The 15,914-nt window shown below is 36.3% G+C and carries 12 protein-coding genes; 5 read left to right on the forward strand and 7 right to left on the reverse strand.

Annotation, left to right across the window (positions count from 1 at the left end; genetic code table 11):
• Positions 1-2 precede the first annotated feature (2 nt).
• Genes ACKXGU_RS09680 through ACKXGU_RS09695 form a run of 4 tightly spaced genes read right to left on the reverse strand, consistent with a single transcriptional unit; the run spans position 3 to position 5,148 of the window.
• Positions 3-773 carry an MbnP family protein gene (locus ACKXGU_RS09680; RefSeq protein ID WP_463465120.1) on the reverse strand — a complete coding sequence of 257 codons (771 nt, stop codon included), beginning with the start codon at positions 771-773 and terminating at the stop codon, positions 3-5.
• 4 nt (positions 774-777) lie between these two features.
• Positions 778-2,100: a hypothetical protein gene (locus tag ACKXGU_RS09685; RefSeq protein WP_463465121.1), complete on the reverse strand. Its 1,323-nt coding sequence runs from the start codon at positions 2,098-2,100 to the stop codon at positions 778-780.
• 9 nt (positions 2,101-2,109) lie between these two features.
• Positions 2,110-3,597: a choice-of-anchor B family protein gene (locus tag ACKXGU_RS09690; RefSeq protein WP_463465122.1), complete on the reverse strand. Its 1,488-nt coding sequence runs from the start codon at positions 3,595-3,597 to the stop codon at positions 2,110-2,112.
• 6 nt (positions 3,598-3,603) lie between these two features.
• Positions 3,604-5,148: a choice-of-anchor B family protein gene (locus ACKXGU_RS09695; protein ID WP_463465123.1), complete on the reverse strand. Its 1,545-nt coding sequence runs from the start codon at positions 5,146-5,148 to the stop codon at positions 3,604-3,606.
• Positions 5,149-5,313: 165 nt separating this feature from the next.
• Here ACKXGU_RS09695 and thiL point away from each other — a divergent pair, with 165 nt between their 5' ends.
• Positions 5,314-6,360, forward strand: coding sequence for a thiamine-phosphate kinase (gene thiL, locus ACKXGU_RS09700; protein ID WP_463465124.1), 1,047 nt, complete (start codon positions 5,314-5,316; stop codon positions 6,358-6,360).
• On the opposite strand, the gene ACKXGU_RS09705 is transcribed toward thiL, so the two are convergent.
• Together ACKXGU_RS09705 and ACKXGU_RS09710 are read right to left on the reverse strand one after the other, a co-directional pair.
• On the reverse strand, positions 6,357-6,635 hold the full coding sequence (locus ACKXGU_RS09705; protein WP_463465125.1) for a hypothetical protein: 279 nt from the start codon (positions 6,633-6,635) through the stop codon (positions 6,357-6,359). The two genes, thiL and ACKXGU_RS09705, sit on opposite strands and share 4 nt — an antisense overlap.
• Positions 6,636-6,691: 56 nt before the next feature.
• Positions 6,692-7,471 carry an alpha/beta fold hydrolase gene (locus ACKXGU_RS09710; RefSeq protein ID WP_463465126.1) on the reverse strand — a complete coding sequence of 260 codons (780 nt, stop codon included), beginning with the start codon at positions 7,469-7,471 and terminating at the stop codon, positions 6,692-6,694.
• A gap of 34 nt (positions 7,472-7,505) precedes the next feature.
• Between ACKXGU_RS09710 and brnQ the strand changes: the two genes are divergently transcribed.
• Positions 7,506-8,792, forward strand: coding sequence for a branched-chain amino acid transport system II carrier protein (brnQ, locus tag ACKXGU_RS09715; protein ID WP_463465127.1), 1,287 nt, complete (start codon positions 7,506-7,508; stop codon positions 8,790-8,792).
• A gap of 28 nt (positions 8,793-8,820) precedes the next feature.
• Here brnQ and ACKXGU_RS09720 read toward each other — a convergent pair whose 3' ends face one another.
• On the reverse strand, positions 8,821-10,113 hold the full coding sequence (locus tag ACKXGU_RS09720) for an aminopeptidase P N-terminal domain-containing protein (RefSeq protein WP_463465128.1): 1,293 nt from the start codon (positions 10,111-10,113) through the stop codon (positions 8,821-8,823).
• Between the two features lie 143 nt (positions 10,114-10,256).
• Between ACKXGU_RS09720 and ACKXGU_RS09725 the strand changes: the two genes are divergently transcribed.
• The 3 genes from ACKXGU_RS09725 to ACKXGU_RS09735 all read left to right on the forward strand — a co-directional run bounded on the left by ACKXGU_RS09725 (position 10,257) and on the right by ACKXGU_RS09735 (position 15,906).
• Positions 10,257-13,088, forward strand: coding sequence for a VPS10 domain-containing protein (locus ACKXGU_RS09725; RefSeq protein WP_463465129.1), 2,832 nt, complete (start codon positions 10,257-10,259; stop codon positions 13,086-13,088).
• Between the two features lie 128 nt (positions 13,089-13,216).
• A complete protein-coding gene (locus ACKXGU_RS09730; protein WP_463465130.1) occupies positions 13,217-13,894 on the forward strand; it encodes a succinate dehydrogenase cytochrome b subunit in 678 nt (225 codons plus the stop codon).
• Positions 13,895-13,908: 14 nt separating this feature from the next.
• Entirely contained in the window at positions 13,909-15,906 is a 1,998-nt protein-coding gene (locus tag ACKXGU_RS09735; RefSeq protein ID WP_463465131.1) for a fumarate reductase/succinate dehydrogenase flavoprotein subunit, read from the forward strand.
• Positions 15,907-15,914: the final 8 nt, after the last annotated feature.

Below are 15,914 nucleotides of genomic sequence, written 5' to 3' on the forward strand. Positions count from 1 at the left end.
AATTAATGGGTTATATTTCCAATTGAAAACACACTAAGTACATTTTCCTGCATCATTTTTTGTGCATCATAATTAGGCATCAAAGGTGTATCTAACACGTTCAAATCCCAAGTGTTCGGATTTTTGAAAAATTCTGAAATATTCATTTTAACCTCAATATTGGCATTGTTTACAATGGTAATTGGTGTGGAAAGTTGAATTAACGCAAAATTTTGTTCAAAAACACCATCACTCACACGTGCGGTTCCATTATGATAATTAAATGGAGAAGGTGCTGTTGTATCTACATTATACATGCCATCAAATTGTAAAAAATGATATCCACCTCCCAACATAGCTGGCCAATTCCAAGAAGCACTATTGAGATCTAAATAAGCACCGTCTATATTATCTGTTTCATTAAACCCCCAGATAAATCTTAAGGTATAATTCCCAATTGGAATACTATTGTTTGTGGGTGTGAAATTATAAGTCGTTTCGTCTTCCAAATCAGTGAATTTATAACCGTCAAATAAGTAACTATCACCGTTTTCATTTACAAGTTCAAATCGAGATATCAAATACCGGATTCTTGTCATGCTAATCTCCTCACCATGTTCATTGGTAACTATTTCAGTCTGCAAATTGGAACTGTTAATTACTGTTCCATCCCAATCATGAGTAAAACTAAAACTCACATTGGACATGTTAACTAGTGATAAATTGTCATCTTTGTCTTCGCTGCAATTTAAAATAAGCAGAAACATGACAATCAAGGGAAATATCTTTTTCATGATTCTATTTTGTCTTAACTATTAATAAATCGGTAAATCCTTTATTTTCTTCTATATCGCCATCAGAACTACTAGATTCTCCAACAGCAATAACCGTATTATCTATTTCAGTGGCATCATAGCAAAAGTCAATTTCAGATCCACCCACCGTTTTTTGCCATAGTAAATCACCACTGCCATTAATTTTCATTACCCAAGAATCATTTTGACCGTTATTGTTTGTAACGTCTCCATCTGCACTTCTTGAGCTTCCTGAAATAATAAAATTAGAATTTATTTTTTGAATGGATCGACCAACATCAAAACTGGAACCTCCAAAGTTCTTTTCCCAAATCAGATTACCATCTGGGGACATTTTTATGACCCACAAATCAGCAGCTCCATTATTATGGGATACATTTTGATCACTACTCCTGGTATCTCCAACAATTAAAAAATTGCCATCACCTGAATGCGCAATGGCTCTTGCCTCGTCAATTTCAGAACCGCCAAAGGATTGTTCCCATATTAGTGTTCCAGTATCTGATATTTTGATTATCCAAAAATCATATGTTCCCAAGTTGCCGGAAATATCAACATCATCGCTATCTGAAGATCCTACAAGTATATATCCATTGTCTGAAGTTTGAATGGCATCATATGGTGTATCTGTAAAACTACCACCATAATATTTACTCCATTCTTTATTTCCATTGGCGTCTAATTTTATGGCCCAATAATCACCACCAGCATGTCTAGCACTTGAAACTCTCGTATTGCCTTCACCTCCAGATGCAGTTACATCCAAAACACCTGTAATTAAGTAGCCTCCTTCATTGGATTGCAGTAAGGTGAAACCAATATCAGAACCTGCATAACCATAGGATTTTTGCCATATTAGGTCTCCATTGAAATTTAGTTTCGCGATCCAGTAATCCTGTGCACCCGCATTTTCAGTTACATCTAAATCACTACTCGATGTATAACCCAAAACAGCATAGCCACCATCTTGCGTTTGGATGATAGTGTTGCCTCGGTCATCATCAGTACCACCATAGGTCTTTGACCACTGTAAAGTATGTTCACTGTCAAATTTTAAGACCCAATAGTCAAAACTTTCATTGTTTTTATCAGTAATATCACCATCAGCACTTTGGGAATAACCTAAAATAACATAACCTCCATCATTAGTTTTGGCAATCGATTGAGCGCTTTCATTCTTTGATCCCCCATACGTTATTGCCAATTGAAGATTGGGTTCAGGAATAATTACTTGACCTTCATCATCTTTAGAACAAGAAGATATTAATAACAGCGGCAACAATAAATAGAAAACACGGAACGTCATAATTTTTAATTAATCAGTTGGTCGAACAATAAAAAGTCCCCTTTCAATATCACTAATAATAATATTACCACTTTGGAAATAAGGATATACACTCCAGGCGCCATTGAAACTAGTGTTGTTATTTTCAGGATGGGTGTCAAAATAGGCAACTTCATTCATAGAATTCCCGTCTACTCTAGAAATATCAATAACACGTAGCCCAGCAGTGTAATTGGCTAGATAATATGAATTACCTCTTACATATCCATTATGGTCTATGGCTCCTGAAGGACCAATATATTCCATTTTAAAAATGGGGTTATCTAAATCTGTGAAATCAAAAACGATGGTTCGTGTGTTATTTCCGAATCCCAACTCATCTGTTTCATCTCCTAAAATAAAATAGCGCATATCTTCCGTAAACCATCCTTGGTGTGTATAGCCAACGTTGTTATAACTAATGGTTGCAATTTCAACAGGGTTTGCTTTATCAGTAATATCAGCAATGACGACTTCATTTTCATTACTGCCAATAATAATTTCCCTTCCCGCATAGTCAGAATCAGGTCCAATGTAGGTTACAACTTGGGCATCATGTGAATAACCAAAGAAACCGCCTTCTCCAACAGGATTTAATGGATTTTGAATATTGATAAACAATGGGCCGCCTCCAAAGGTTCCGCCTCTGCTGGTCCCAACCGCATAGGCATATCCGGAATTTTCATTGATAACAATATTGTGGGCGCTTCCAAAGCCTGAATATAAAGCATCTGATGTGAAGTTTTCGGGAGGATTGGTAACATTTCGTAATCGTGTTAAATCAAAAACTTGCATACCATGCGCGCCAACATTATCAGCAACGATAAAAGCATAATTGTTGTAAACTTTAACATCCCTCCAATAACTGGTGCCCGTCGCAGTATCCAATCTTCCTAAAAAGATAGGATTGGTTGGATCTGAAACATCTACAAAAGCTGTACTGTTTGTCATAGCAACCAAAGCATACTCTTTTCCATTAGTGGGGTCAGTCCATCCCCAAATATCACTTCCTTCAGGATTTCCCATATCATTGGCAAGAACCGAAACAGGGATGTGTCCCATTAAGTCATAACCATCGCAAGGATATGGTCCAGCCATTCCATCTACACAAGGGAACATCGGGGTTAAATCAGGATTGTCCTGGCAGACATTACCAATACCATCACCATCATCATCAAGTTGATCGGGATTTGGAATTAGAGGACAATTATCTTCATCATCTGGAATTCCATCATTATCAGTATCTAAATCATTTGTAGTGTCACAGCTGTCGCCTATCCCATCATTATCAATATCACTTTGGTTAGGGTTTGAAATTGAAGGGCAATTGTCTTGAGCATCAGGGATACCGTCATTATCAGAGTCTACGATTACTATTGGATCAACCGGTTCGTCATTACAACTCTGAAACACAATTAAACCAATAATAAATAAGTAAAGGGATAGGATTTTTAATGAAATCCTTGGTTCATTTTTCATAGCTATTTATTTGAGCAATAATTTTTTTGTTATTGTTGAATTTATTCTAATTAGATAAATACCTTTTTCATAAGATGTTGTTGGTATAACGAATTTATTGAGATTGATATTATGTTTTTCAAACACCTTTTTGCCTAGAATGTTATGGATTTCTAGTGTATGGATAACTTCGCCTCTTGGCGCTGAAACAATAGTCGATGCTTGGGCAGGATTTGGCGATAATGAAAACGCGTTTTCTAAATAAGATTTATCAATTCCCAACGTGCCACTTTTCCTAACAACAAACAGCCCACGATCTATGTCACTTATGATAATATTTCCACTTTCAAAATATGGGTAAACACTCCAGGCGCCATCATAACCAGTATTGTCATTTTCAGGGTGAGTGTCAAAATAACCTATTTCAGTCATAGGATTCGAGTCTGAAGCAATATTTGAAATGTCCAAAACCCGTAATCCTCCTCTGTAATTTGCCAAGTAGAACCTATTATCTTTAACATAACCGTTATGGTCAATAGCAGTAGATGATCCAAAATAGGTCGAAGACAAAACGGGGTTATCCAAATCCTGAACATCAAAAACCAAGGTGCGCGTATTCATGCCAAACGACTGTTCGTCTGTTTCATCACCCATAATAAAATAGCGATGATCATCGGTAAACCAGCCTTGATGGGCATAACCAGGTTGCGGATAAGTTACTTCTGAAATTTTCACCACATTATTTTTGTCGGTTACGTCTAAAAAAACCAATTTATCATTATCAGTAAAAGTACCATTACTGGCTACCAGTATTTCTCTTCCAATATAGGAGGGAATACTTGTGGTGTTAGGGTCTGGGTTAGAATCAGGACCATTGTAAGTGACAACTTGGGCATCATGAGTGTAACCGCTATCTGTATAATTATCTATTGTTGTAGGGAAAATTGGGTCCGAAATATCAATAAAGATCGGTCCACCTCCATTCGCTGAATTACATCCTACGAGGTAGGCAACAGCTTCGCTTTCATTGATAATAATATTGTGGCAACTTCCAATTTGTATTCCTGCGCCATCCCCAGAATAAGTCTTTATTCTATCAGGATATTCAGTTTCTTCAAAAGTTAAATCGCTGTCAATGCCATCTCTTAAAATGGTTAGATCAAAAATTTGCATACCATGAGCACCCACATTATCGGCAATTATAAAAGCATAGTTGTTATAAACCTTTACATCTCTCCAAAAGCTTGTTGAGGTATTGGTGTCCAATCTTCCAAGAAAAATAGGATTAACAGCATTGCTAATATCAACAAATGCGGTACTGTTTGTGGTTGCAACTATGGCATATTCTTTGCCGTTTAATGGGTCAGTCCAGCCCCAAGCATCACTGCCTTCAGGATTCCCTTGAGTATTGGCAAGCACAGAAATTGGAATATGGGACATTAAATCATAATCACTACACGGAAAAGAATCCCCTCCAGAAACTGAAGCAAAACCACTTTCACATGGCGTCTGACCAAATCCGTAACTTATGCAAACAATAATTGAGGTTATTGTTTTTAATTTTTTAAACATCAGGTTAAGTGTGATTAAATAAGCCCAACAAAATTAACAGAATAATAGAGATTATAGGCCTTTTTTTGATTTTTTTATGTTAAAATGACATTGTAAATGGCTAATGTCCAACATTTAAGTTTAACAATATCCAAAATATAATTTTAAGCTTCTTATTTTTGCAGCATGATAGAAGATAAAAATCAACAGCGAACATCATTAAGTGATATTGGAGAATTTGGCTTAATAGATCATTTAACCAAAAATTTTAAGATTACTCAAAAATCATCAGTAAAAGGAATTGGAGATGATGCAGCCATTTTAAATTTTGATAAAAAGCAAGTTGTTGTATCGACAGATTTATTGGTTGAAGGCGTGCATTTCGATTTGAGCTATATGCCCTTAAAACATTTAGGTTACAAAGCTATCATGGTCAATTTATCTGATATCTACGCCATGAATGCCATGGCCACGCAAGTAACGGTGTCTTTTGCGGTATCAAATAGGTTCCCATTAGAAGCCCTAGAGGAATTATACGCAGGAATTGAAACCGCATCTCAAATTTATAATGTTGACGTAGTTGGGGGCGATACGACTTCTTCAACATCGGGATTAATTATTTCGGTTACGGCTATTGGAGAGGTTGAAAAGGGAGATGAGGTATTAAGAAGTGGGGCAAAACCAAACGATTTATTAGTTATAACTGGAGATTTAGGCGCTGCTTACATGGGGCTTCAAGTTTTGGAACGAGAGAAAGAGGTTTTTAAAGTCAACCCTAATAATCAACCTGATTTAGAACCTTATACTTATATTGTTGAAAGACAGTTAAAACCAGAATCAAGAAAAGATATGGTGACGTTGTTGAAAGATTTAGAGGTTAAACCTACATCTATGATTGATATAAGTGATGGTTTGTCTTCCGAGATTTTACATATCTGTAAACAAAGTGGTGTTGGGTGTGATGTATACGAAAATAAAATTCCATTGGATCCACAAGTTATTTCCACATGTGAAGAATTTAATATTGATAGTACTACGGTAGCACTGAATGGTGGAGAAGATTATGAATTATTGTTTACAATTTCACAATATGATTATCCTAAAATAAAGGCAAATCCTAATTTTAGCATTATTGGGCATATCAAAGAATCAAGTGCAGGCATCCATTTAGTTACTCGTGCTGATACACGAATTCCTTTGAAAGCTCAAGGCTGGAAAAGTTTTGAAGATTAGGCGGGAATTCTTAAATCTGAATTTAAGAATTGTCTGTTTTGCAATCGCATTAATCTTCTGGTGTACATTTGCTCTAAAATAGAATTGATCTCACGATATTTAGGAGTTAAGACCGTTAAATTTCCATTGCCGTTCGTAGTCAGTTCTTTTTTGCAATGAGAGCAGGTGTACTCTTTAACATGACTAGTGACTTTTCTTGATACTTCAAAGTCATGACCAAAAACTGAACAGTACAATCTCGGCAATAAGGCTGGTTTTCTGGTAGCTGTTTTCATAAGTATTTGATTTGGAGCCATAAAGCTAGCAAAAAAAATAAAAATATCGACAAAAGTTATATTAATTCGATGAAATGCATAATATTTTGTAAGAAAAGTTTTTCATTTTCAATATAACTCATGTGTCCACCATCAAATTCTATGTATTGAGAATCGGTTTTTTCTGCTTCCTTTCTAATAATATCTGGCTGAATTACAGTGTCCTTGAGCCCGATGATAAATAATTTTTTGAGTTGGGCATTTTTTAGAACATGTCCCCTGTTTTTTCTGATTTTCATGCCCTCCAAAGCAGCAATAATACCTTGGAGCGGTGTTTTTAAGGCTTCTTGCTTAACTATCCCAATGGCACTCTTAAGCTTTTCACGGTTGTTTTCGGCAAACAAATTGGTAACGGCCATGCTTACAAATGCTTTATAATTTTGTTTGACTGCTTTAATAGCTCGATCTCTATTAATTTTCCGTTCATTACTATCAGCTTGCGAAGTTGAATTTGCCAGGCATAATCCTAAAACTTTTTCCGGGAATTTTTCTGCCATAGCCAAGGCAACGTAACCTCCCATTGAATGACCAATTAGAATGGCTTTTTCAATTTTCAAGTTAACTAAAACGGTATTAACCACTTCAGCCATATCTTCCATTGTATGAATATAACCCAAACAACCTGTTTGTCCATGACCTAAAAGATCTATGGCGACTACGCGATTATTTTTGGATAGGTGTGGTATTATGTTTTTCCACATAGCAGTATTTTCTAAAAAACCATGTAAGAAAACTACAGGTATTCCAGTACCTTCATCCGTGTAAAAAACCGATATTCCTTTGTAATCTAAAATCATAAATAAACTATCTTGTGCAAAGATAATTTATGAAATGAATAATAAGAAAACCATTTTCATAATTGGGTTTGCTATATTCGCCTGTTTTTTTGGAGCAGGAAATCTGATTTTACCACCTCAATTAGGGTTTAATTCAGGATCTGACTGGTGGTTGGTTGCTACAGGGTTTGTAATTTCAGCGACACTCATACCCTTTTTAGCACTATTAGGACATGCCAAATTGCAAGGTACTATGATGGATTTTGGGAATAAGGTATCAACTGTTTTTAGTTTGATTTTTTGTTCATGTGTTTATTTAATTGCTGTTGCCTTACCCTGCCCGAGAACTGCTGCTGTAACTCATGAAATGGCCATAGCGCCTTTTTTTGGTACGTCATCAATTCTAACAAGTACCATATACTTTCTTTTAGTTTTTGTTTTTGTAATTAATAGAGGTAGAATACTTGACTTATTGGGAAAATACTTGACACCATTAATTGTGTTAATACTTTTGGGGATCATTTTCATCGGAACTTTTTCTTTATCAGAAGACATGAAGCCAACAATCTACAGTACTCCAATGTTGAGCGGGTTTTTTGAGGGATATCAAACTTATGATGCCATTGCTGGTCTACTTACTGGAGGAATAGTTGTTATTTCATTGAATATGCATGGGTATAGTTCGGTTGAAGAAAAGAAAAGGGTTATTGCTCGTTCTGGTCTCATTGCGATGACAGGTCTGTTAATCATATACATAGGTTTGATATTTATTGGAGCAAATTTTAATGGAACATTTGATTCGTCAATTTCTCGGTCAGAATTACTTTCGGGTTTAGCAATAAAAACTTTGGGTAACTATGGTAATATTTCACTAAGTGTTTTAGTGTCTTTGGCTTGTTTTACGACTGCTGTTTCAATTGTAGTTGGTACAGCAGACTTTTTCAAAGGGTTGTTTAATGAATCACGAACAGTTTATCTAATAGCGACAGTCATATCATGCGCTTTAGGGATATTGGTTGGCCAGATGAATGTGAAATTCATTATTGATATTGCTTTACCTGCACTCATGTTTATTTACCCTATTTCAATTATTTTAATTGTATTGAATGTTATTCCCGAACGATTGGCTTCTAAACTTGTATTTCAAGCTGTAGTCTTTGTCACGTTCATATTTAGTATTCCCGATTTTTTAGGATTTTTAATTGAGTCAGCAACGCTCGATAAAATAAAAAGTCTAATCCCATTGGCTAATGAAAATCTAGGTTGGGTTTTACCGGCAATACTGACGTTTGTTTTGGTGAATTTAATTAGCAAAAATAAAGCCCCATTAATTTCAAATTAATGAGGCTTAATATATTTGCAATATTCTTTTAAGAATTCATAATCTCTTCAATTTCATCGGCTTCTATTGGAATATTAGCCATTAAATTGAATGGTTCGCCACTTTCCTGGATAACGACATCATCTTCTAATCGAATGCCAAAACCTTCATCGGGAATATAAATACCAGGTTCAACCGTAAAGACCATATTGGCTTGCATAGGTTCCGTTAAAATACCGTAATCGTGAGTATCCAAACCAATGTGATGGCTGGTACCATGCATAAAGTATTTTTTATAGGCAGGCCAATCGGGATTTTCGTTCTGAACATCGGCTTTATCCAATAAGCCCAATCCTAATAATTCAGAGGTCATTAATTTACCAACTTCAACATGATAATCTGCCCAAAGTGTCCCAGGAACCAACATTTTAGTCGCCTCCTTTTTGACTCGATTTACAGCATTGTAAACAGCTTTTTGTCTTTCAGTGTAATTTCCTGAAACAGGAATGGTACGTGTCAAATCGCTGGAGTAATTAGCATATTCGGCTCCAACATCTAATAATATTAATTCACCAGCTTGACATTGTTGATTGTTTTGTATGTAATGAAGCACATTAGCATTGTTCCCTGAAGCTACAATTGGCGTGTAAGCAAAACCTTTAGAACGATTTCTTAAAAACTTATGCATGAGTTCGGCTTCAATTTCGTATTCCCAGACACCAGGTTTTATGAAGTTTAGTAATCTGCGTATACCTTTTTCAGTAATGTTGCAGGCTTTTTGCATCAAGTCAATTTCAATTGGGTCTTTAACAGATCGTAATCGTTGTAAAATAGGATTGCTTTTTGCAACCTGATGTGCAGGATAACGTTCTTTGAGCCATTTTGTAAAGCGGTCTTCACGAGTTTCTGTTTCAACATTCGCCCGATAATGTTCATTGGTATTAATATAAACCGTATCACATTGTGTCATGAGTTCAAATAGAATTTTTTCCATATCCTGAAGCCAATACACGGTTTTAATGCCACTAGTCTTCAATGCAGCCTCTTTGGTCAGTTTTTCACCTTCCCAAACAGCTATATGATCGTTAGTTTCTTTTAAAAATAAAATTTCACGATGATTAGCTTTGGGACAATCTGGAAATATGACCAAGACACTTTCTTCCTGATCAACACCACTTAAATAAAAGATGTCTCGATGTTGCTGAAATGGCATCGTACTATCGGCACTAATGGGATAAATATCATTGGAATTGAACACTGCCAAACTGTTGGATTTCATTTTGGAGGCAAAGTTCTTTCGGTTTTTTATGAATAACTGACTGTCTATAGCTTGATACTTCATTTTATCTGAATTTTATTTCTCAAAGCTACGTATTTCAAGAGTGTTTAGAAAGATATCAATCTACTTTTGTTAAACTTTAACAACAAATTTTGATGCTGTTGCTGTAATAGTTATTTTTCAAAATAAATTCTAACCAACAATCCATGAAATCTAGATTTCTTTTCAGTCTATTCACCTTAATTTCCTTTTCTGTTATTAGCCAACAACCAGCAACTTCAGCCGATATGGTTGAAAATGCTCTTTTGAAAAAACAAGAGAACCAAGGCAATTCTTTGGTTAAAAATATCCCTTTTAAAAATGTCGGTCCAACGGTCATGAGTGGTCGTGTGGTTGATATTGATGTCAATCCTAATGACCCAACAGAATTTTATGTGGGTTATGCTTCAGGTGGTGTATGGCATACTACGAATAATGGTTCATCATTTAAGCCAATTTTAGATTCTTCCAACACTCAAAATGTTGGAGATATTGCTGTTGATTGGAACAATCGAACCATTTGGGTTGGAACTGGAGAGAACAATTCATCACGTTCCAGCTATGCAGGCATTGGTATTTTAAAATCGGTTGACAATGGTAAGTCTTGGGAAAATATGGGTTTGAAGGATTCGCATCATATTGGACGCATTTTAATAAATCCCAAGAATTCAGATGAGGTTGTTGTTGGTGTTACCGGTCACTTGTATTCCCCAAATGATGAACGAGGCATTTTTAAAACTGTTGATGGAGGAAAAACTTGGAATAGAACCTTGTTTATAAATTCAGAAACAGGCATTATTGATGTGCAACAAGCACCGAATAATTTTAATACACTATTTGCTGCAGCTTGGACACGAGATAGAAAAGCCTGGAATTTTACAGGAAATGGGAATGGATCTGCAATTTATAAAAGCATCGATGCAGGAAATACCTGGGAAAAAATATCAACTAAAAAAAGCGGTTTCCCTATTGGTGAAGGTGTGGGTAGAATAGGATTAGCAGTTTTTGACGAAAATATCGTTTATGCCTTGCACGACAACCAGTTTAATAGACCTAAAGACGATTCCAAAGAGGAATCACGTGGACTGAAAAAAGAGGATTTTAAAACTATGAGCGTTGATGCTTTTTTAAAATTGGAGGATAAAAAACTCAACAATTTTTTAAAGACCAATAACTTTCAAGAAAAGTATCGTGCCGAAAATGTCAAACAAATGGTTCGAAGTGGTAATGTCAAACCCATGGATTTGGCAACCTATTTAGAGGATGCCAATGCGATGTTGTTTGATACACCAGTCATTGGTGCGGAAGTATATAAAAGTACTGATGGTGGTAAAACATGGAATAAAACACATGACAATTATTTGGATGGGGTGTACTTTAGCTATGGCTATTATTTTGGAGAAATTAGGGTAGATGTTAAAGATGCCGATGCCATTTACGTTTTGGGAGTCCCAATAATAAAATCCAAAGATGGTGGTAAAACATTTACCTCCATTAGTGCTGAAAATGTGCATGCGGATCATCAAGCCCTTTGGGTCAACCCCAATCGGTCAGGTCATTTAATTGATGGTAATGATGGTGGTTTAAATATGAGTTATGATGATGGTGAGAATTGGGAAAAGCTCAATGTTAATTCTGTTGGGCAGTTTTACGCGATTAATGTTGATAATCAAAAACCGTATCATATTTATGGAGGCTTACAGGATAACGGTGTTTGGGTTGGCTCTCACCGAGCTTCAAATGATAAAAGTTGGCAACAAAGCGGCGAAAATCCTTGGAAAAGCATTATGGGAGGTGATGGCATGCAAATTCAAATCGATAGCAGAAACCATAATATAGTTTACACAGGTTATCAATTTGGAAATTACTTTCGTATAAACCGTGAAACAGATGAACAAACTTATATTCAACCGAAGCATGAATTAGGTGAAAGTCCATACCGATTCAATTGGCAAACGCCCATTTTATTGTCACCTCACAATCAGGATATATTGTATTTGGGAGGTAATAAATTAATGCGCTCTATGAATCAAGGAAAAGATTGGCAAGCCATAAGTCCAGATTTGACAACAGGAGGAAAAAAAGGAAATGTAGCCTATGGCACCTTAACAGGCATCAGTGAATCTCCTTTTCAGTTTGGATTAATTTATGTTGGAAGTGATGATGGCTATGTTCATGTAACCAAAAATGGTGGTGGCAGTTGGACTAAAATTTCAGACACCTTTCCCAAAGATTTATGGGTTAGTCGTGTGATAGCTTCGCAACATAAAAAGGAGCGTGTATATGTAACTTTGAATGGCTACCGTTGGGATGATTTCAAAACCTACATTTATGTTTCTGAAGATTACGGTCAAACTTGGAAAAGTATCGCTTCTAATGTCCCTGCATCACCTGTCAATGTGATAAAAGAAGATCCGAAAAATGAAAATGTTCTGTATGTGGGTAGAGATAATGGAGCTTATGTATCGTTCAATAAAGGAGAATCTTGGGAAGCTTTCTCAAATGGATTGCCTAGTGTGGCTATTCACGATATGGTCATTCACCCTGAAGCTAACGACTTGCTATTAGGAACGCACGGAAGGAGCATTTATACAGCAAATATTGAACCATTACAAGACGGAATGATCACTGAATCCATAAAGATATTCAAGATTGATGAGATCAGACATTCGTCTCGTTGGGGTAGTTCCTGGAGTCAATTTTTTGATCCTTTTGAACCATCGGTGGAGATCAAATTATTTGTTGACAAAACTGGGAGTCAAACGATTAAAATCCTATCAGAAAGCGGGATTGAGTTAAATCAAATTCAAGCGAATTTGGATAAAGGCTTTAATTATTTGGAATATGATTTAACGATTTCCGACAAAGGAAGAAAAGCTTTGATGAAAGAAAACAAAGAACTGGATATTCCAAAGGCCCAAAATGATAAATATTATTTACCAAAAGGTAGTTACACAATTGAACTGAATGGTGAAAAAGCAACACTGGAAGTAAAATAATTGAGCAGATTTCTCAAACCGTCACCATGTCTGTTTAAAATCATTCTAAATATGTAATTTAAGTTGAAGGCTTTTGTCTAGATATGATTTGTGGCGTATCTTTGTTGGGATAAAAATAAACTTCAACAATGAGCGGAATTTTGAATTCTTCGATTGGAAGAAAATTTGCCATGGCACTTTCGGCATTCTTCCTAATGATTTTTTTATTGCAACATTTTGTTATCAACTCTTTATCAGTCATTAATCCTGATTCTTTCAATGAGGTTTCCCATTTTATGGGGACTAATTGGTTGATACAATATATCATGCAACCAGTATTGATTTTCGGTGTTATTTTTCATTTTATTATGGGATTCATACTTGAAATCAGAAACAAGAAAGCTAGAAATATCAGTTATGCCAAAAATAATGGCGGTGCTAACTCAACTTGGATGAGCCGAAACATGATCTACAGCGGATTATTCATTCTGATTTTTCTGGTGATTCACTTTATTGATTTTTGGATTCCAGAGATTAATACCAAGTATATTCAAGGTGATATGTCTGGGCTATTAGCTGACGGAGAAGGCTACAGATATTATGAAGAATTGACTCATAAATTTGTGCCTATTTGGCGTGTAGCATTATACTGTCTAGGTTTTGTGTTTTTGGCACTACATCTGTTACATGGATTTATGTCGGCTTTCCAATCGGTTGGAGCTAACAATAAATATACTCAAGGTTTAAAAGGTTTTGGAAAAGCGTATGCAATAATCATCCCTTTAGGGTTCATCTTTATTGCGTTGTTCCATCATTTTAATCACTAAAAATTCATCTAAATATGGCTTTAGATTCTAAAATACCAAAAGGACCACTTGCTGATAAGTGGACTAATCATAAAAACAATATTAATCTGGTAAACCCAGCCAACAAGCGTCTTATTGATGTTATTGTGGTTGGTACAGGTTTGGCAGGAGGTTCTGCAGCTGCGACTTTAGCTGAATTAGGCTATAACGTAAAAGCTTTTTGCTTCCAAGATTCACCGCGACGTGCGCACTCCATTGCAGCACAAGGTGGAATCAATGCCGCAAAGAATTATCAAGGTGATGGCGATTCAACATATCGTTTATTTTATGACACTGTAAAAGGTGGTGACTACCGTTCACGAGAGGCTAACGTGTATCGCTTGGCAGAAGTTTCAGCCAACATCATCGATCAATGTGTGGCTCAAGGTGTTCCTTTTGCTCGTGAGTATGGTGGATTATTAGATAATCGCTCGTTTGGTGGCGTGTTAGTATCTCGTACGTTTTATGCAGCTGGGCAAACAGGTCAGCAACTATTGCTGGGAGCTTATTCTGCTTTGAATCGTCAAATTGGTCGTGGTAAGGTAAAAATGTATAATCGTCACGAAATGTTAGATGTAGTTGTTGTAGATGGTAAAGCTCGTGGTATTATAGCTAGAAATCTAGTGACAGGTGAAATTGAAAGACATTCGGCTCATGCTGTGGTTTTGGGAACTGGAGGATATGGAAACGTATTCTTTTTGTCAACCAATGCTATGGGAAGTAACGTAACAGCTGCTTGGAAAGCTCATAAGCGTGGTGCTTATTTTGCTAATCCTTGTTACACGCAAATTCACCCAACTTGTATTCCGGTTTCAGGTGACCATCAATCCAAATTGACCTTGATGTCTGAATCATTGCGTAATGATGGTCGTATTTGGGTGCCAAAACACATGAAAGATGTTGAAGCTATTCGTGCAGGTAAATTAAAACCAACAGATTTAGCGGAAGAAGATAGAGATTATTACTTAGAGCGTCGTTATCCAGCCTTTGGTAACTTGGTGCCTCGTGACGTGGCATCACGTGCAGCCAAAGAACGTTGTGATGCTGGTTATGGTGTGAATGCAACAGGTGAAGCTGTGTATTTAGATTTTGCTTCGGCTATTAAACGTTATGGAAAGGAGCAGGCACACATTAAGGGACTTGATGAAAATGATGCAGCTTTAGTAAAACAGTTAGGTCAGGACGTTGTTCGTACCAAGTATGGAAACTTATTCCAGATGTATGAAAAAATTGTTGACCAAAATCCATACGAAACACCTATGATGATTTATCCAGCCGTTCATTATACCATGGGTGGTATTTGGGTAGATTACAACTTACAAACCACAGTACCTGGACTATATTGTATTGGTGAAGCCAACTTCTCCGATCATGGTGCAAACCGATTAGGGGCTTCAGCATTGATGCAAGGTTTAGCTGATGGTTATTTTGTGCTGCCTTACACTATTGGTGATTATTTAGCACATGATATCCGTACAGGACCAATTTCTACTGATTCTCCAGCATTTGATGAAGCCGAGAAAAGTGTCCGTGAGAACATCGAACATCTCATCAACAATAATGGAACGCATTCTGTAGATCATTTCCACAAGAAATTAGGAAAAATTATGTGGAACAAATGTGGTATGGCTAGAAATGAACAAGGCTTAAAAGAGGCGATTACCGAAATAGCCGAATTGCGTGCAGAATTCTGGAAAGATGTAAAAGTTCCAGGCACCAATGATGAGTTTAATGAGGAATTGGCCAAGGCCTTACGAGTTGCTGACTTTTTGGAATTAGGCGAATTGTTTGCTAAAGATGCCTTGTTAAGAGAGGAATCGGCAGGAGGTCATTTTAGAGAAGAATACCAAACTGAAGAAGGTGAAGCCAAGCGAAGAAAAGAATTCCAATATGTGGCTGCTTGGGAATATAAAGGTGAGCCAAAAGATGCGGTATTGCACAAAGAAGATTTGGTTTACGAAAACATTGAAGTAAAAGAAAGAAGTTATAAATAAAAGGAGAG

It is taken from the genome of Hanstruepera sp. CR43, assembly GCF_055227665.1.